Annotated in this window: 18 protein-coding genes; 3 read left to right on the forward strand and 15 right to left on the reverse strand. The window is 69.0% G+C overall.

All coding sequences use genetic code 11. The features are described from left to right. Window positions 1-2: 2 nt before the first annotated feature. Together NTM_RS23100 and NTM_RS23105 are read right to left on the reverse strand one after the other, a co-directional pair. Window positions 3-698, reverse strand: coding sequence for an SDR family NAD(P)-dependent oxidoreductase (locus NTM_RS23100; protein WP_163768189.1), 696 nt, complete (start codon window positions 696-698; stop codon window positions 3-5). Beyond that, window positions 695-2,158, reverse strand: coding sequence for an amino acid permease (locus NTM_RS23105; RefSeq protein ID WP_163768192.1), 1,464 nt, complete (start codon window positions 2,156-2,158; stop codon window positions 695-697). Before NTM_RS23105 ends, NTM_RS23100 begins: the two co-directional genes overlap by 4 nt. Before the next feature lie 233 nt (window positions 2,159-2,391). On the opposite strand from NTM_RS23105, the gene NTM_RS23110 reads away from it, so the two are divergent. Then, window positions 2,392-3,495 carry a polyprenyl synthetase family protein gene (locus tag NTM_RS23110; protein ID WP_232079817.1) on the forward strand — a complete coding sequence of 368 codons (1,104 nt, stop codon included), beginning with the start codon at window positions 2,392-2,394 and terminating at the stop codon, window positions 3,493-3,495. Between the two features lie 9 nt (window positions 3,496-3,504). Here the strand turns inward: NTM_RS23110 and NTM_RS23115 are convergent, their stop codons facing one another. Continuing rightward, window positions 3,505-4,260: a YebC/PmpR family DNA-binding transcriptional regulator gene (locus NTM_RS23115; protein WP_163768198.1), complete on the reverse strand. Its 756-nt coding sequence runs from the start codon at window positions 4,258-4,260 to the stop codon at window positions 3,505-3,507. Window positions 4,261-4,462: 202 nt separating this feature from the next. Here NTM_RS23115 and NTM_RS23120 point away from each other — a divergent pair, with 202 nt between their 5' ends. Beyond that, window positions 4,463-5,674: an acyl-CoA dehydrogenase family protein gene (locus NTM_RS23120; RefSeq protein ID WP_083145871.1), complete on the forward strand. Its 1,212-nt coding sequence runs from the start codon at window positions 4,463-4,465 to the stop codon at window positions 5,672-5,674. Window positions 5,675-5,680: 6 nt separating this feature from the next. Here NTM_RS23120 and pdxT read toward each other — a convergent pair whose 3' ends face one another. The 12 genes from pdxT to NTM_RS23180 form a co-directional block, all read right to left on the reverse strand. Next, complete coding sequence (gene pdxT, locus NTM_RS23125) at window positions 5,681-6,268, reverse strand: pyridoxal 5'-phosphate synthase glutaminase subunit PdxT (RefSeq protein WP_163768200.1); 588 nt, start codon at window positions 6,266-6,268, stop codon at window positions 5,681-5,683. After that, window positions 6,265-7,113, reverse strand: coding sequence for an acyl-CoA thioesterase II (gene tesB, locus NTM_RS23130; RefSeq protein ID WP_163768203.1), 849 nt, complete (start codon window positions 7,111-7,113; stop codon window positions 6,265-6,267). The genes pdxT and tesB overlap by 4 nt, the downstream gene beginning before the upstream one ends. A 43-nt stretch (window positions 7,114-7,156) precedes the next feature. Then, complete coding sequence (gene pdxS / locus NTM_RS23135; RefSeq protein WP_083145874.1) at window positions 7,157-8,062, reverse strand: pyridoxal 5'-phosphate synthase lyase subunit PdxS; 906 nt, start codon at window positions 8,060-8,062, stop codon at window positions 7,157-7,159. Between the two features lie 65 nt (window positions 8,063-8,127). After that, on the reverse strand, window positions 8,128-9,171 hold the full coding sequence (locus NTM_RS23140) for an NUDIX hydrolase (RefSeq protein ID WP_163768206.1): 1,044 nt from the start codon (window positions 9,169-9,171) through the stop codon (window positions 8,128-8,130). After that, window positions 9,168-10,298: a glycosyltransferase family 4 protein gene (locus NTM_RS23145; RefSeq protein ID WP_163768209.1), complete on the reverse strand. Its 1,131-nt coding sequence runs from the start codon at window positions 10,296-10,298 to the stop codon at window positions 9,168-9,170. Before NTM_RS23145 ends, NTM_RS23140 begins: the two co-directional genes overlap by 4 nt. 31 nt (window positions 10,299-10,329) lie before the next feature. Further along, a complete protein-coding gene (locus tag NTM_RS23150) occupies window positions 10,330-11,253 on the reverse strand; it encodes a phosphatidylinositol mannoside acyltransferase (RefSeq protein WP_163768212.1) in 924 nt (307 codons plus the stop codon). After that, the gene (gene pgsA / locus NTM_RS23155; protein WP_163768216.1) at window positions 11,250-11,921 is read right to left on the reverse strand and encodes a phosphatidylinositol phosphate synthase; all 672 of its coding nucleotides are present in this window, start codon (window positions 11,919-11,921) and stop codon (window positions 11,250-11,252) included. Before pgsA ends, NTM_RS23150 begins: the two co-directional genes overlap by 4 nt. Then, window positions 11,918-12,466, reverse strand: a complete 549-nt coding sequence (locus tag NTM_RS23160; RefSeq protein WP_104865540.1) for an ATP adenylyltransferase — start codon at window positions 12,464-12,466, stop codon at window positions 11,918-11,920. The genes pgsA and NTM_RS23160 overlap by 4 nt, the downstream gene beginning before the upstream one ends. Before the next feature lies 1 nt (window position 12,467). Next, window positions 12,468-14,537 (reverse strand): threonine--tRNA ligase, encoded by a 2,070-nt coding sequence (thrS, locus tag NTM_RS23165; protein WP_104865541.1) that lies wholly within the window; start codon window positions 14,535-14,537, stop codon window positions 12,468-12,470. Window positions 14,538-14,609: 72 nt separating this feature from the next. Then, window positions 14,610-15,032, reverse strand: coding sequence for a TIGR02611 family protein (locus tag NTM_RS23170; RefSeq protein WP_163768219.1), 423 nt, complete (start codon window positions 15,030-15,032; stop codon window positions 14,610-14,612). Further along, entirely contained in the window at window positions 15,029-15,673 is a 645-nt protein-coding gene (locus NTM_RS23175) for a PaaI family thioesterase (RefSeq protein WP_179963978.1), read from the reverse strand. Before NTM_RS23175 ends, NTM_RS23170 begins: the two co-directional genes overlap by 4 nt. Window positions 15,674-15,710: 37 nt before the next feature. Further along, window positions 15,711-16,571: an aldo/keto reductase gene (locus tag NTM_RS23180; protein WP_272955239.1), complete on the reverse strand. Its 861-nt coding sequence runs from the start codon at window positions 16,569-16,571 to the stop codon at window positions 15,711-15,713. 37 nt (window positions 16,572-16,608) lie between these two features. Between NTM_RS23180 and NTM_RS23185 the strand changes: the two genes are divergently transcribed. Beyond that, window positions 16,609-17,106 (forward strand): DUF1990 domain-containing protein, encoded by a 498-nt coding sequence (locus NTM_RS23185; RefSeq protein WP_163768222.1) that lies wholly within the window; start codon window positions 16,609-16,611, stop codon window positions 17,104-17,106. The last annotated feature ends 19 nt before the right edge of the window (window positions 17,107-17,125 follow it).

Raw genomic sequence — 17,125 nt, forward strand, 5'->3', positions numbered from 1 at the left:
GCTCAGATCACCGTTCCGCTGTTGACCGACAGGACTTCTCCGCATAGGAAGAGGTCTTCTTCGAGCAGGGCGCGCACCAGTTCGGCCACCTCGGCCGGCGTGGCGATACGACGCGCGGGCAGCGTCTCGAGGAACTCCTCGGCACGCTCCCACGAATCGGCCGGCAGCAGTGGCGTGTCACAGGGCCCGGGTGCGACCGCGTTGACGATCACCCCGTCGGCTGCCACCTCGGCGGCGACGCTGCGCAACAACGACAGCGCGGCGCCCTTGGCGGCGGCATAGTGGGCGTCGTTGCTGCCTCCGCCGATGGCGCGTTCCGAGGCGATCCCGACGATCCGGCCCTGTTTGCGCGAGCGCATCTGCGGCAGCACCGCCCGGCACACATGGGCCAGCCCGCCGACGTGCACCCTGAGCATCCGCTGCCAGGACGCCGGATCGATGTCCAGTGCCGGGATCTCCTCGTAGTGACCGGCACAGATCACGGCGGCGTCGATCTGCCCGAAGGTGGCCTCGATCTGTGCCACGGCCCCGACCACCGCCTGCTCGTCGGCGACGTCGGCGGTGAGCCACATATCGGTGTCGGGCGCGGGTTCGCGGGAGATCGACGCGACGGTCCACCCGCATTCGGCGAGCCGCACGGCGACGGCCGCACCGATGCCGCTGCCGGCACCGGTCACCACGGCGACCGGGGCGCTCATACGAGTTCGGCTTCCGACGCCGACCGCGGTTCGTCATCCAGTGCGCCCGGCGGTTGCTGGCCGACCTTGCGGACCTTCACGATGACGATGCCCAGTGCGAGGATCGCGCCCATCGCCACAAAGAACGCCCAGTTGATGAACCACGCGTCGGACACCGTGCGGGGCCAGACGATGTTGACGAACGCGAATCCCGCCCACAGGACCGCCATCAGCGCCACCGGCAGGCTGAGCTTGCCCAGATGCCACGGCCCCGGCACCCACGTACCACGCAGGCGCGCAACCAATCCGGTCACCAACGGGAACAGGAAGGCGAGGTAATAGCCCCCGGCGGTGAAGGTGACCAGCACCGAGTAGACATCGGTGGCCGAGATCAGATACACGACAGCGCCGATCACCGTGGTGACCAGGATCGCGGTGACCGGCTGAGCTTCCGCTCTGGACAGCTTCGCCAACACCCGCGAGCCCGGCAGCACCCTGTCCCGTGCGAAGGCCCAGATGACCCGCGACGCGGAGGCCTGCAGGGCCAGGAAGCTCGCCAGGAAGCCGATCACGAACGCGAGCAGAATCGGCTTGACCCAGGATTCGCCCAGCGCCGTCCCGAGGACGTAGGTGACCGGATCGGAAACCTCACCGGAGGTGATCTTGTCGAAGTCCGGCACAGCCAGCGTGACCGCAAGCGACGCGTAGGCGATGACGACGGCGATGAACGACACCGAGAACAGCATCGCCTTGGGGACATTGCGCTGCGGCTCCTTGACCTCTTCGGCGATCGCACCCGCACTTTCGAAGCCGAGGATCGACCAGCTCGTGAATGCCAGGGCCGCCAGGAACGGTCCGGAAAGATAGGCCCACGACCATCCGCTGCTGAGGTCGATTCCCTGCACGATGATGTCGAGGCCGTGGTGGCGGTGGAAGATCAGCAGGTAGGTGCCGAGCCCGACCGAGGCCACGATCTCGGCGATGATGCTGCCCAGCATCAGGGTTTTCAGGAAGACGCGGCCGGCGATGTTCGCGGCGGTGCCCGCCAGCAGGATCAACAGCGCGATGATGCTCTGCTGCACCGCGGTTGGGCTGGTGATTCCGATCAGCTCCGCCAGAAAGCCTGCGCCGCCGTAGGCGACCGTGGCCATGATGATGACCAGGGCCCACATGTACACCCAGCCGGCGAACCAGCCGGTCACCTCTCCGGCAAGCCGTTTGGTCCATTGGTAGATCGACCCTTCGAACGGCCACCGTGACACCAGCTCCGCGAACGCCAGCGCGACGATGAACTGTCCCGTCCCGACGATGACGAAGGTCCACCAGAAGCCGGGACCCGCTGTCGCCAGCGACAACCCGTAGATGCCGTACATCGCCACGATCGGCGAGATGAACGCGAAAGCGAACGCGAAGGCCGACCACAACGAGAACTCACGCTTCAGTTCTGTTGGTGCCGAACCATTTTCACTACTTTCCACCATCTGGTGTCCCTTTCGCCGCCTCAAGTTCAGGAAAGTATGTGCACGACGGCAACCGTCAGGCATCCTCAGTGGCAAAGCCCGGTTTGGACGCACAGTCGCCAGCTGCCCGGGTGTAGGGATCTACAGCGTTTCCACCGGAAGTGCCCCAACCGGCACGCGCGGACATCTCCGCTGCCCATACAATCGCCGCGCCGGGATGCTCGGAAAAGGGGGATTCAGAAAGCGAGGACGCCGTGACCGACGACGCCGTGAAGTTCTTCCTCGCATCCCTGGAGGAGCGGCTGGAGTCCGCCGTGACCTCGACCGTCGGGGCACCGCTGAAAGCCGTCGACGCCGGCCTGGAACCGATCGCGGACCTGTGCCTGTCGGCGGTCAAGTCCGGCGGTAAACGTCTGCGGCCCCGATTCGCGTTCTGGGCCTGGCGCGCGGTCGCACCCGCCGGCGCATCCCGCGCACCACTGGTGCACCTCGCCGCGGCGGTCGAGCTACTGCACGCCGCGATCCTGGTGCACGACGACGTCATCGACGACTCCGACGTCCGCCGCGGCCAACCGTCGGTGCGGGCCGCGCTGGCCGCCCGACACCGTGCCCGCGGCGGGTCCGGCGACGCACGACAATTCGGCGATCACCTGGCGTTGCTGGTCGGGGACCTGTTGTGGTCAGCCGTGCACGACACCGTCGACCTCGCCGTCGAACCCCTGGCACCCGAGGCACGCAGGCGCGTGCGCAGTGCCTTCGCCGCGATGCGCGTCGAGGTTCTCGCCGGCCAGTTCCTGGAACTCCAGGCCCAGGCGGACCGGGACTACGCCGCCGCCACCGCCGGCAAGATCCAGCGGTACAAGACCAGCAGCTACACCGTGCTACGGCCGGTGCACCTCGGTCTCGAGCTGGCCGGGACACCGCACGGCGCGGCCCCGGACGCCCTGCAGCGGTACGCCGTCGCGGTCGGCCGCGCCTTCCAACTGCGCGACGACCTGTCCGATCTGTTCAGCACGACAGCGGACAGCGGCAAGCGAGTCGGCGACGACATCCGCGGCGGAAAACCGACCGAGTTGCTCGGAGCCGCCCTGGAACTCGCTGACGCGGTTGATCGGAGAGCGCTGACCGCGGTCGTCGGCGACGAGAGCGCCGACGAGACCGTCATCGCCGAGGTCCAACGCATGATGCTGCGGACGGGAGCGACGGCCCGCATCCACGATCACATCGACGAGTTGGTCGGCTCGGCGCGCGCGGCGATCGAGGACCTGCGCCCGCACACCGAGGCCGCGGTATGCACTGGGCTCAGCGACATGCTCGCCGAATGCACCGACCTGTCGTTCCTGCCCGCCGTGAGATGACCGCGCGGATCAGTCCTCGTCGAGCTGTGCGGCGACGTCGTCCGGGATGTCGAGGTTGGTGAAGACGTTCTGCACGTCGTCGCTGTCCTCCAGCGCATCGACCAGCTTGAGCACCTTGCGGGCGCCCTCGAGATCCACCGGTACCGTCACCGACGGCTGGAAGCTCGCCTCGGCCGACTCGTAGTCGATCCCGGCGTCCTGAAGAGCGGTCCGCACCGCGACCAGATCGGTTGGCTCGGAGATGATCTCGAAGCTCTCGCCGAGGTCGTTGACGTCCTCGGCGCCGGCGTCAAGCACCGCGGCGAGCACGTCGTCCTCGGTGAGGTCGTTCTTGTCGAGCGTGACCACGCCCTTGCGGGTGAACAGGTAGGACACCGAGCCGGGGTCGGCCATGTTGCCGCCGTTGCGGGTCATCGCGACCCTGACCTCACCCGCGGCGCGGTTGCGATTGTCGGTCAGGCACTCGACGAGGATCGCGACACCGTTGGGTCCGTACCCCTCGTAGGTGATGGTCTGCCAGTCGGCGCCGCCGGCCTCTTCACCGGCGCCGCGCTTGCGCGCGCGCTCGATGTTGTCGTTGGGGACCGAGTTCTTCTTGGCCTTCTGGATGGCGTCGTACAGCGTCGGATTGCCGCCGGGGTCACCGCCGCCGGTCCTGGCCGCCACCTCGATGTTCTTGATCAGCTTCGCGAAGTTCTTGCCGCGACGCGCGTCGATCACGGCCTTCTTGTGCTTGGTGGTGGCCCACTTGGAATGGCCGCTCATGCAGGTACTACCTTCTTCGTCTGATCGTCGGGGCGAGCTACATCAAAGTCCGATCGATCAGTCTACGTGGGCGTTCGCCCGGTTTCCGAACGTGTACACCGCGAAATCGCCGAGACTTCGACCTGGAAGTCCGCTGTGAGCGGTGTTACATGGGCCACAAATGGTGCCCAGCTTATCTTACTCAGGAGTAAGGTCATCTGCCATGACCTTCTCTCTCGAGCTGTCCCCGGACCTGGTCGACGTCCAGAAGTGGGTTCACGAGTTCGCCGCCGACGTCGTCCGCCCCGCCGCCGCCGAATGGGACGAACGGGAGGAGACGCCGTGGCCGGTCATCCAGGAGGCCGCCAAGGTCGGCCTCTACTCGATGGAGTTGTTCGCCGAGCAGGCCGCCGAACCGTCCGGCCTGGGCATGATCGTGGTCTTCGAGGAGATGTTCTGGGGTGATGCCGGCATCGCGCTGGCGATCCTCGGAACCGGCCTCGCGGCGGCCTCGCTGGCCGCCAACGGCACCCCGGAGCAGGTCGGCGAATGGGTGCCGCAGATGTTCGGCACCATCGACGAACCCAAGGTCGCGGCGTTCTGTTCGTCCGAGCCCGGCGCGGGTTCCGACGTCGGCGCCATCCTGACCCGCGCCCGCTACGACGAGGCGACCGACGAGTGGGTGCTCAACGGCACCAAGACGTGGGCGACCAACGGCGGCATCGCCAACGTCCACGTCGTCGTCGCGTCGGTGCACCCGGAACTCGGCGCGCGCGGTCAGGCGTCGTTCATCATCCCGCCCGGCACCAAGGGCCTGAGCCAGGGCCAGAAGTTCCGCAAGCACGGAATCCGCGCGTCGCACACCGCCGAGGTGGTGCTCGAGGACGTCCGCATCCCGGGCCGGATGATCATCGGCGGCAAGGAGAAGTTCGACGCCCGCATCGCCAGGGTGCGCGAGGGCAAGAAAGCCGCGGGCCAGGCCGCGATGGCCACGTTCGAGCGGACCCGCCCCACCGTCGGCGCGATGGCCGTCGGCGTGGCCCGGGCCGCCTACGAATACGCCCGTGACTACTCGCTGGAACGCGAGCAGTTCGGCCGCAAGATCGGCGAGTTCCAGGCCGTCGCGTTCAAGCTCGCCGACATGAAGGCACGCATCGACGCCGCCCGCCTGCTCGTGTACCGCGCCGGCTGGATGGCCCGCAACGGTAAACCCTTCGAGAACGCCGAGGGGTCGATGGCCAAGCTCGTCGCCAGCGAGACCGCCGTGCACGTGACCGACGAAGCCATCCAGATCCTCGGCGGAAACGGCTACACCCGCGACTACCCCGTCGAGCGGATGCACCGCGACGCGAAGATCTTCACGATCTTCGAGGGCACCAGCGAGATCCAGCGGCTGGTGATGGCCCGCGCGATCACCGGGCTGCCGATCCGCTGAGCGCCGCTACGCCAGCGAGTTGACGAACAGCTTGTGCACCCGGCGGTCGCCGGTCACCTCAGGGTGGAACGCCGTGGCCAGCATCCTGCCCTGACGCACCGCGACCGGGTGTCCGGCGGCCCGGGCCAGCACCTCGACGTCCGGACCGACCCGCTCCACCCACGGCGCCCGGATGAACACCGCGTGCACCGGCCCGTCCAGCCCGGTGAACTCGATGCCCTCCTCGAACGAGTCCACCTGACGACCGAATGCGTTGCGGCGCACCGTCATATCGATCCCGTGCAGCGGCAGCGCCGCCCGCCCGGGCACACCCGCGTCGGCGATCTCGGTGGCCAGCAGGATCATCCCGGCGCACGACCCGTAGGCCGGCATCCCGTCGGCCAGCCGGGCCCGCAAGGGCTCCAGCAGATCGAACTCACGCAGCAGATGGCTCATCGTCGTCGACTCGCCGCCGGGGATCACCAGCCCGTCCACCGCCGCGAGCTCGGCCGGGCGGCGCACCGTGATCGCGTCCGCGCCCGCCTCGCGCAGCGCCGCCAGATGTTCGCGGGTGTCGCCCTGCAGGGCCAGCACCCCGACCGTCGGGGAACTCACTTCGGGGTCGGGGTGAAATCGCGGCTGAACCGGGTCAGCCCCTCCTGCATGACCGCGGCCACCATCTCGCCGTAGCGGTTGAAGATCTTGCCCTGGGTCAGCGCGCGACCGCCGCACGCCGACGGCGAGGACTGGTCGTAGAGCATCCACTCGTCGGCGCGGAACGGCCGCATGAACCACATCGCGTGATCCAGCGAGGCCACCATCAGGTGCTGGCGCTCCTCGATGTGGTTGACCTGGGCCGAGCCGAGCAGCGTCAGATCACTCAGATACGCCAGCGCGCAGATGTGCAGCACCGGATCGTCGGGCAGCGGGTCCCGGTGCCGGAACCACACCTGCTGCTGAGAAGCCTTGCCGGGCACCTTGTTCAGCTGATCCCGCGGCACGATCCGGACGTCCCACTCGTCGAACTGCCGGAAGCTCGCGTCGTCGAACACGCGGCTGGCCGCCTTGAAATCGGGGATGTCGTCGGGCGGCGGCGCCACCGGCATCACGTCTTGGTGTTCGATACCGCTCTGGTCGGTCTGGAACGACGCCGACATCGAGAAGATCGTCTCGCCGTGCTGGATCGCGCTGACCCGGCGGGTGCAGAACGATCCGCCGTCGCGGATCCGCTCGACGGTGTAGACCGTCGGAGACCGGGCGTCGCCGCCGCGCAGGAAGTAGCCGTGCAGCGAGTGCACCTGGAACTTCGGGTCGACGGTACGCACCGCCGACACCAGCGACTGACCCGCGACGTGACCGCCGAACGTGCGCTGCAGGAACCCGGACTCCGGGCTGAACACACCGCCGCGGTAGATGTTGACCTCGAGTTGCTCGAGGTCAAGGATCTCTTCGATCGCCATTACTGTTGGTTCTTCGCGCGAGCGCTCATCACAATTGCCGGTTCTACCAGCCGCGCTCTGCCAGCCGGTGCGGCACCGGGATGTCGTCGACGTTGATACCGACCATCGCCTCGCCCAGCCCGCGCGACACCTTGGCCAGCACGTCGGGATCGTCGTAGAAGGTGGTGGCCTTGACGATGGCCGCGGCCCGCTCGGCCGGGTTGCCGGACTTGAAGATGCCCGAGCCGACGAAGACGCCCTCGGCGCCGAGCTGCATCATCATCGCCGCGTCGGCCGGGGTCGCGATTCCGCCGGCGGTGAACAGCGTCACCGGCAGCTTGCCGGCCTGGGCGACCTCGACGACCAGATCGTAGGGCGCCTGCAATTCCTTTGCCGCGACGTACAACTCGTCCTCCGACAGTGAGGACAACCGACGGATCTCGCCGCCGATCTTGCGCATGTGGGTGGTGGCGTTGGACACATCCCCGGTGCCGGCCTCGCCCTTGGAGCGGATCATCGCCGCACCCTCGGTGATGCGGCGCAGCGCCTCACCCAGGTTGGTGGCACCGCAGACGAACGGGACGGTGAACTTCCACTTGTCGATGTGGTTGGTGTAGTCCGCGGGGGTCAGCACCTCGGACTCGTCGATGTAGTCCACCCCGAGGCTCTGCAGGATCTGTGCCTCGACGAAGTGCCCGATGCGCACCTTGGCCATCACCGGGATGGTGACGGCGTCGATGATGCCCTCGATCATGTCGGGGTCGCTCATCCGCGACACCCCGCCCTGGGCCCGGATGTCGGCGGGGACGCGCTCGAGCGCCATCACCGCGACGGCGCCGGCACCTTCGGCGATGCGCGCCTGTTCCGGCGTGACGACGTCCATGATGACCCCGCCCTTGAGCATCTCGGCCATGCCGCGCTTGACCCGGGCGGTTCCGCGAGCGGGAGTCCCCACACCTTCGGATTCCACTGCATTCTCCTTTAATCGCTACTGATCGAGTCTAGAGCCGGCCGCAAATCAATTCGATCCGCAGGTCAGGTGATCGACGGCAACGGCTCGGGCAGCTGCGCACCCCGCGCGTCGGCGAGCATGTTGGCCTCGTCGAGGAGCTCACCCAACTGCCGGGGGTACACGGCCTCACCGCCGGCGACCAGCTTGTGGATCATTGTCGCATCGCACCACCGGTGGCCGTGGATGTAGGTGCGCTCCAGCCCCGAGCGGCCCGCATCCGACGGCTCGAACCGGGCGGTGCGGTGCACGAAGTAGAGCTCCTCGCTGCGCATCACCGAACCGTTGAAGTCGATGACCGCGTCGCGGCGCCACACCGGGCCGACGAGATCCGGCGGGGACACCACCAGCCCGGTCTCCTCCTCGAGCTCGCGCGCCGCCGCCTGCACCAGAGACTCCCCCAGCTGCGCCGCACCACCGATGGTGAACCACCACCGCGGCGGCGGTGAGGTACCGCCCAGCGCGGCCGGGTCAGATCCGCACAGCAACAACACGGCACCGCCCTCGTCGAGCAGCACGATGCGCGCCGAAGTCCTCCTGCGCGCCGGCGCCGGCTCCCGCGCCGACACCTCGCCACCCTCAGCGATCTCGAAATAGGTTGGCAGGGCGGCGGTTCCACCCAGCCGCAGCACACGCACCAGTGGCCGCTCGCGCAACGCCAGCGTGTCGCGCACCGCATCGTTGTGGAACCGGCGGGCCAGCAGCACCCGCGCCTCGGCATCGGCCAGCTCGGCGACCAGCGCCGGTGCCAACGACGACGGGTTCACCCGCGCCAGCGCCGCCGACAGCTCGTTCTCGGCCGCCTCCCGAGGCGCCCGCGGCGCCCGCTCGGCGGCGTCGGCCAACGCCGCCAGCCGCTTGCCCTCCGGACCACCGCCGTAGGCCTCCACCGCCACGGCGCGGGCCACCACCGCCCGGCGGGCCAGCGCGCCGTCGAGCGCCTGCCAGGACAGGTCGTAGCGCACGTGCAGCCGGTCCAGCCGGGTCGCGGTCTGATAGGCCCACCCCAGCACCAGCAGCACTGCCGCCACCGCCACCGCGATGACGACCGCCACGACCCACGGGATCACGATTCGACCTGCACCTTCACGCCGGACCCGGCGACCGTCTCATACACCCGCAGGATCTGCTGGGCGACCACCGACCAGTCGTACCTCTGAACCGCGACCCAGGCGCGTTCCACGTAGCCGCTGCGCGCGGCGTCGTCGGAGAGCATCTCGACCAGCCCCTCGGCGAGGGCCTCGGAGTCGTCCACGGCCACCAACCTGCCCGCCTCGCCGTCCTTGAGCACCCGCCGGAAGGCATCCAGATCGCTGGCCACCACCGCCGTGCCCGCGGCCATCGCCTCCACGAGCACGATGCCGAAGCTCTCGCCGCCGGTGTTGGGCGCGACGTACACGTCGGCGCTGCGCATCGCCGACGCCTTCGCGGCATCGTCGACCTGGCCGAGGAAGCGCAGATACGGCGCCAGCGGACCGGCCTCGGTGCGCAACTGGTCCTCGTCGCCGCGGCCCACGACGAGGACCTCGACGTCAGGGAAGCGATCCACCAGCGCCGGCAGCGCGCCGAGCAGCACCGACATCCCCTTGCGCGGTTCGTCGAAGCGGCCCAGGAACAGCACCGTCCGCCCGGGACGCGGATAGCCGGGCAGCAGCGGTGCGGACGCGAAACTGCCGACGTCAACACCGTTGGGGATCTCGACGGCGTCGCTGCCGAGGGCCTCCATCTGCCAGCGCCGCGCCAGATCGGACACCGCGATGCGGCCGACGATCTTCTCGTGCATGGGCCGCAGGATCGGCTCGAACACCGACAGCGTCAGCGACTTCGTCGTCGACGTGTGGAACGTCGCGACGATCGGGCCCTCGGCGATGTTCAGCGCCAGCATCGACAGGCTCGGCGCGTTCGGCTCGTGCAGGTGCAGCACGTCGAAGCTGCCCTGTTGCAGCCACCGCTTGACCCGGCGGTGGGTGGCCGGACCGAACCGCAGCCGTGCCACCGACCCGTTGTACGGGATCGGCACCGCCCTGCCGCCGGAGACCACGTAGTCGGGCAGCGTGCCCTCGGCCTCCGGCGAGGACGGCGCCAGCACGCTGACATAGTGACCGTCGGCACGCATCACCTCGGCGAGCTGCAGCACATGCGACTGCACCCCGCCGGGCACGTCGAACGAGTACGGGCAGACCATGCCGATCCGCATCAGGTCTGTCGCTTCTTCGCGCAAGCGCTCATCAGGTCTCCTCCAGGCGGGCCCTGCGCTCGTCCGACAGATCCGCCACCCACTGCGGCTGCATCATGTGCCAGTCCTCGGGGTGGGCGGCGATGTTGACGGCGAACCGGTCGGCCAGCGCCTGGGTGATCGCGCCGATGTCGCCGGACGCGGTGTCGAGCTCCGGGTAGACCTGGAAACCCCAGCCTTGGCCGTCGAACCAGCAGTGCACCGGGAACAGCGCCGCACCGGTCTCGATCGCGAGTTTCGCCGGCCCGGCGGGCAGGCGGCTGAGCTCGCCGAAGAAGTCGACCTCGACACCGCGCCGGCTCAGGTCCCGATCGGCCATCAGGCACACGATGCCGTTGTCGAGGAGCCAGTCGCGCACCACGTCGTAGGCGGGCCGCTCGCCGCCGGTGGCGGGCACCACCCGGAAGCCGAGGCTCTCGCGGTACGCCAGGAAGCGGTTGTACAGCGACTCCGGTTTGAGCCGTTCGGCGACGGTCGCGAACGGGCCGTGGTTCTGCACCAGGTACACCCCGGCCATGTCCCAGTTCCCGCTGTGCGGCAGCGCCAGCACCACGCCGCGGCCACGCTCGAGCGCCTCCCACACCAGGCCGATGTCCTCGACCCACAGCTCGGCGCCCAGCCGGGTGTGGTCCATCGCGGGCAGCCGGAACGCCTCACGCCAGTAACGCGCGTAGGACGCCAGCGACGCCCGCATCAGCGAGGCCGGGACCTGCTGCGGGGTGGTGCCGATCACCCGCGCCAGGTTCTTGCGCAACTGTTCGGGTCCGCCGTTGCGCGCCGCCCACCACGCCCCGGCCTGAAACGTGTTGCGCGCGAAGACCTCCGGCGCCGCCCGCACCAGCCGCCAACCCGCCGCGTATCCGAGGTCACTGAGCTGACCGGCCAGCGCCGACGGCAGTGACGTGTCCGCGGTCATTTCTCCGTGGTCTCGGGCTTCGCCCCGGAATCGGGCACCACGAGCGGATCCATCGCCGCCTCCGAGGTCCGCACACTGTGCAGCCGCTGACCCACGGTCACCAGGCTGGCCACCGCGAGCACCCACATCGCGACGTGCAACAGCCACGGCACCGGCAACAGCGGGAAGCCGGACAGGCCGGCGCCGGTCAGCACGATGACCAGCCGTTCGGGCCGTTCGATCAGCCCGCCGTCACCGGAGAGCCCGCTGGCCTCCGCGCGCGCCTTGATGTACGAGATGACCTGCGACGACACCAGACAGATCATGGTGGCGACGACCAGTTCGGCGCTGTGCAGCCCGAACGCCGCCCACCACAGCAGGCCGCAGAACACCGCACCGTCGCTGATCCGGTCGCACGTCGCGTCCAGTACCGCACCGAAGCGGGTGCCGCCGCCGCGCTCACGGGCCATCGCGCCGTCGAGCATGTCGGCGAGCACGAACACGAACACGGCCACCGCGCCCCACCACAGCTGTCCGATCGGGAACAGGGTCAGCGCGGCGAGCACCGATCCCGCGGTCCCCAGGATCGTGACACTGTCCGGGGTCAAACCCACCTTCAGCGCACCCTTGGCCACCGGGCGCGACAACTTCGTGTACGCCGCCCGGGTCATCAGGTAGAAGTTGCTCACTTCTGGTTTTCCCACTCGGTCGCCAGGAGCAGCCGCGTGTCGCGCAGCAGCTGCGGGATGACCTTGGAATCGCCGATCACGGTGATGAAGTTGGCGTCGCCGCCCCAACGCGGCACGACGTGCATGTGCAGGTGCTCCGACAGCGAACCGCCCGCGGAGGTCCCGAGGTTGAGGCCGACGTTGAACCCGTGCGGGCGTGAGACGGCCTTCATCACGCGAATGGCCTTCTGCGTGAACGCCATCAGCTCGGCGCTCTCGGCCTCGGTGAGGTTCTCCAGCTCGGCGACGCGCCGGTACGGCACCACCATCAGGTGCCCCGGGTTGTACGGGTAGAGGTTCAGTACCGCGTACACCAGGTCACCGCGGGCGACCACCAGCCCGTCCTCGTCGGACATGTTCGGGATGTCGGTGAACGGCTCCGACGAGGCCGCCGAACCGGCCTTGACCGCATCGGCGATGTAGGTCATCCGGTGCGGCGTCCAGAGCCGCTGCAGCCGGTCTGGATCACCGACGCCGTGGTCTACGATCGTGTGCTCCGGATCCACGTCACCCCTGCTCTGCTCGATCGTCGACGTCGACGAGTTCGGCTGTGGGGACGGCGTTCTCGCGCCGCCGCACCCAGTCGGCGATCACCTCGACGGCCACCTCGCGCGGCACCCCGTTGATCTGGGTGCGGTCGCCGAACCGGAACGACACGGCCCCCGCTTCGACGTCGCGGTCGCCCGCGAGAAGCATGAACGGGATCTTCTGGTTGGTGTGGTTGACGATCTTCTTGGCCATCCGGTCGTCGCTGCTGTCGACCTCGGCGCGCAGACCCGCCGCCCGCAGCTGCCCGACCACATCGTCCAGATACGGGATGTGGTTGTCGGCCACCGGAATTCCGACCACCTGGACTGGCGCGAGCCAGGCCGGGAACGCCCCGGCGTAGTGCTCGGTGAGCACCCCGAAGAAGCGTTCGATCGACCCGAACAGCGCGCGGTGGATCAACACGGGGCGCTTGCGGGTCCCGTCGGCCGCGGTGTATTCGAGCTCGAAACGATCGGGCATGTTGAAGTCGAGCTGGATGGTCGACATCTGCCAGTTGCGGCCCAGCGCGTCACGCACCTGCACCGAGATCTTCGGCCCGTAGAACGCCGCGCCGCCCGGGTCGGGCACCAGCTGAAGACCCGAGGATTCGGCCACCTCCCGCAGGGTGTCGGTGGCCTCCTCCCAGATCTCGTCGGAGCCGACGTACTTGTCCGGATCCTTGGTCGACAGCTCCAGGTAGTAGTCGTCGAGACCGTAGTCCGCCAGCAGGTCGAGGACGAACTGCAGCAGCCGCGTCAGCTCGTCGCGCATCTCCTCGCGTGTGCAGTAGATGTGTGCGTCGTCCTGCGTCATGCCGCGCACCCGGGTCAGGCCGTGCACCACGCCGGACTTCTCGTACCGGTACACGCTGCCGAACTCGAAGAGCCGCAACGGAAGTTCGCGGTAGGACCGCCCCCGCGACCGGAAGATCAGATGGTGCATCGGGCAGTTCATCGGCTTCAGGTAGTAGTCCTGGCCGGGTTTGCGCACCGTGCCGTCGTCGTTGAGTTCCGCGTCGATGTGCATCGGCGGGAACATGCCGTCGGCGTACCACTCCAGGTGCCCCGAGGTGATGTAGAGCTGTTCCTTGGTGATGTGCGGGGTGTTGACGAACTCGTAGCCGGCCTCGATGTGCTTGCGGCGTGAGTACTCCTCCAGCTCGCGGCGCACCACTCCGCCCTTGGGATGGAAAACCGGTAGGCCCGAACCCAACTCGTCGGGGAAGCTGAACAGGTCGAGCTCCACCCCGAGCTTGCGGTGGTCGCGGCGCTGCGCCTCCTCGATCAGCTCGAGGTGCCGGTCGAGGGCCTCCTGCGATTCCCATGCCGTGCCGTAGATGCGCTGCAGGCTGGCGTTGCGCTGATCACCGCGCCAGTACGCCGCCGAACTGCGGGTCAGTTTGAACGCCGGGATGAACCGTGTGGTCGGGATGTGCGGTCCGCGGCACAGGTCGCCCCACACCCGCTCGCGGGTGCGTGGGTTCAGGTTGTCGTAGGCGGTGAGCTCGTCGCCGCCGACCTCCATGACCTCGGGATCGTCGGCTCCGGACTTGTCGTCGATCAACTCGAGCTTGTACGGCTCGTTCGCCAGTTCGTGGCGGGCCTCATCCTTGGACGCGTAGACCCGGCGCTCGAAGAGCTGCCCGTCCTTGACGATCTTGCGCATCCGCTTCTCGAGCGCCTCGAGATGCTCGGGGGTGAACGGTTCGGCGACGTCGAAGTCGTAGTAGAAGCCGTCGGTGATCGGCGGCCCGATGCCGAGTTTGGCCTCGGGGAACATCTCCTGCACCGCCTGCGCGAGCACGTGCGCGGTGGAGTGCCGGATCACGCTGCGGCCCTCGTCGGTGTCGGCGGCGACCGGGACCACGTCGACGTCGGCGTCGGGCACCCAGGACAGGTCCCGTAGCCGACCGTCGGGGTCCTTGACCACGACGACGGCGTCGGAAGCGCCGCGCGACGGCAAGCCGGCGTCGCGCACCGCCTGCCCGGCGGTCGTCCCGGCGGCGACCCGGATCGGGGCTGCCGGGGCGGGGCGGGCTGGGGCGCTCATCGGGGCTCTCCAAACTGTCGGTACAGCGGTCACGGTCGCGAAGGACCGCGACCATGCTATCGGGGCGCCGGGTCAGCCCCCGATACCAATGGGGCTATCCAGCCAGCTGTGCTCGATGCCGAACAGCCTGCCGACGAAAGCGAGCCCGCCCAGCAACCACAGTGTGCCCATCACCACGGCACAGGTGAACAGCGCACCGAGCACCTGCACCCACAGCCCCTGGCGTTTGAACCAGTCCATCGCCGCGTCGTAGCGCCGCCGGGCGTAGTGCAGCAGCCGCTTGGCCCATTCGAACTCGGTGGCCAGGATCGCCAGGCCGACGAACACGATGGCCCAGCCCGGGCCCGGATACGGGATGGCCACGATGCCGACGGCGAGGACGGCCAGCCCGACGACTCCGACGGCGGTGCGGTAGATCAGGTCGGCCGTGCGCCGCCCGCGCAGGCGGTCGCGCCACTGCGCCCACCGGCGGGCCAATCCGGGCCGGTCGGTCATGGTTGTCCGGGCTTGAGCTTCACGAACAGCGAGTGTGCGTCGGCGAGGACGTGCTCGCCGTCGAGGAGCCGCCCGGAGACGAAGATCTTGCGGTCGACGATGTCGTCGATGCGGGCCTCGACCTGAAGCGGTGCCCCGATCAGCGCGATCTTGCGGTAGTCGACGTGCAGGAACGCGGTGCGCTGGGCCTTGCTGCCGCTGAGTTTGAACGCGGTGAAGCCGAGCAGCGAGTCGAACAGGTGCGCCACCGCGCCGCCGTGCGCGGCGCCGTTGCGGCCGAGGTGGTAGCGGCGGAACCGCGCGGTGCCCGCGATGCGGCCGTCGTCGGTGACGTGCAGGTCGATCGGCGGGCTCAGGATGTTGCCGCGGTTGGGCAGATCCATCCGCCGGCCCGAGGGCGAGGACCATTCGTCGGCGTCGTACGGCGCCAACAGCGCGGACACCTTCTCGATCAGGTCGGCGGCCTCGGTGATCACGGCGTCTGGGGCGTCGGCGCCGCGGGCGTGGTCCTGCAGAGTGCGGACCGCCTCGACGAACCTGCCGTAGTCCGGTCCGCCCCGGTTGGTCGGCTCGGGCGGGTTGAATCCCCCACCCGGGTGCACGTCGGCGGCGCTCACGTCGGCGGCGTTGTCGGTGCTCACCCGCTCACCGTATTCGGTGTCGCCGCGGCCGGCCTGCTCACCCTTGGGCAGCACCGGCTTCGCTCAAGGTGTCGAACTCGGCATCGGTGAGTTCGATCCGCGCGGCGGCGACGTTCTCCTCCAGATGCGCAACCCGCGACGTCCCCGGGATGGGCAGCATCACCGGGGACCGCTTGAGCAGCCAGGCCAGCGCGAGCTGTGACGCGCTGGCGTCGTGCTCGGCGGCGATGCGCTGCAGTGGACCGTCCGGGGCGGCCAGCGGCCCGGCCGCCAGCGGGAACCACGGGATGAACGCGATGCCGTCGGCGTCGCAAACGTCGAGCACCGGTTCGGCGGCGCGTGTGGTCAGGTTGTACATGTTCTGCACCGACGCGACCGGGGTGATCGCCCGCACCGCGGCGAGCTGCTCGACCGTCACCTCCGACAGACCGATGTGGCGGATCTTGCCTTCCTGCTGCAGCGCGACGAGCTCTCCGATCTGGTCTTCGAGGGGGAACTTCGCGTCGATGCGGTGCAACTGGAACAGGTCGATGGTGTCGACGCCGAGCCTGCGCAGGCTCATCTCGCACTCCTGGCGCAGGTAGGCCGGGAACCCGAGGGGCTCCCACACGTCCGGGGCGGTGCGCAGCAGCCCGGCCTTGGTCGCGATGACGACTCCGTCGTACGGGTAGAGCGCCTCGCGGATCAGTTCCTCGGAGACGTAGGGACCGTAGGAGTCCGCGGTGTCGATGAAGTCGACGCCCAGCTCGACGGCACGGCGCAGCACGCGCAGACACTCGTCGCGGTCTGCCGGCGGGCCCCAGACACCGGCGCCGGTGATCCTCATCGCGCCGAAACCGAGCCGGTGGACACCCAGGTCGCCACCGAGGGTCAGGGTGTCAGATGTCGCGGAGGTCACCGATGCGACGGTACGCCGCTGGTGACAAGCTGACAGCGTGAAGCTTGCCGACCTCGCCGCCAGACCTCTGACGTACCGGGAGGTCGGAGCGACCGCGGGCCCGCTGCCCACCGGATACCACCATGTGCGCAAGTCGGCGGTGATCGGGCGCGGACGGATCCGCTTCGAACAGGCCGCGGCCGAGGGTCTGCGCTGGGGGATGCTGCGGGGGGCGGGTCTTCGGGTCGACGCCACCGCCGGGGCCGCACAGGTCGGCGCCGACGTGCTGGTGCATCTGGGACCGGTGGTGGCGCCGTGCCGGGTGGTCTATGTCGTCGACGAGCAGAACCGCCGCGGTTTCGCCTACGGCACGCTGCCCGGCCACGCCGAACGTGGCGAGGAGTTGTTCCTGGTGCGCTACGACCCGGACACCGAGGAGGTGCACGCCGAGGTGACGGCGTTCTCCCGGCACGCGACGTGGTGGAGCCGGCTGGGTTCGCCGGTGACCTCGCTCGTGCAGCGGGTGATCACCGACCGCTACCTGCGGGCACTGTGAGCGCTGACGCAGTGCGCAG

This window comes from Mycolicibacterium parafortuitum, assembly GCF_010725485.1.
Taxonomy (GTDB): domain Bacteria; phylum Actinomycetota; class Actinomycetes; order Mycobacteriales; family Mycobacteriaceae; genus Mycobacterium.

Excerpts from the sequence above, each read along its gene's own strand:
- NTM_RS23100 (WP_163768189.1), bottom strand. The coding sequence starts at position 698 with ATGAGCGCCCCGGTCGCCGTGGTGACCGGTGCCGGCAGCGGCATCGGT.
- NTM_RS23105 (WP_163768192.1), bottom strand. The coding sequence starts at position 2,158 with ATGGTGGAAAGTAGTGAAAATGGTTCGGCACCAACAGAACTGAAGCGT.
- NTM_RS23115 (WP_163768198.1), bottom strand. The coding sequence starts at position 4,260 with ATGAGCGGCCATTCCAAGTGGGCCACCACCAAGCACAAGAAGGCCGTG.
- NTM_RS23120 (WP_083145871.1), top strand. The coding sequence starts at position 4,463 with ATGACCTTCTCTCTCGAGCTGTCCCCGGACCTGGTCGACGTCCAGAAG.
- tesB (WP_163768203.1), bottom strand. The coding sequence starts at position 7,113 with ATGGCGATCGAAGAGATCCTTGACCTCGAGCAACTCGAGGTCAACATC.
- NTM_RS23145 (WP_163768209.1), bottom strand. The coding sequence starts at position 10,298 with ATGCGGATCGGCATGGTCTGCCCGTACTCGTTCGACGTGCCCGGCGGG.
- NTM_RS23150 (WP_163768212.1), bottom strand. The coding sequence starts at position 11,253 with ATGACCGCGGACACGTCACTGCCGTCGGCGCTGGCCGGTCAGCTCAGT.
- thrS (WP_104865541.1), bottom strand. The coding sequence starts at position 14,537 with ATGAGCGCCCCAGCCCGCCCCGCCCCGGCAGCCCCGATCCGGGTCGCC.
- NTM_RS23170 (WP_163768219.1), bottom strand. The coding sequence starts at position 15,032 with ATGACCGACCGGCCCGGATTGGCCCGCCGGTGGGCGCAGTGGCGCGAC.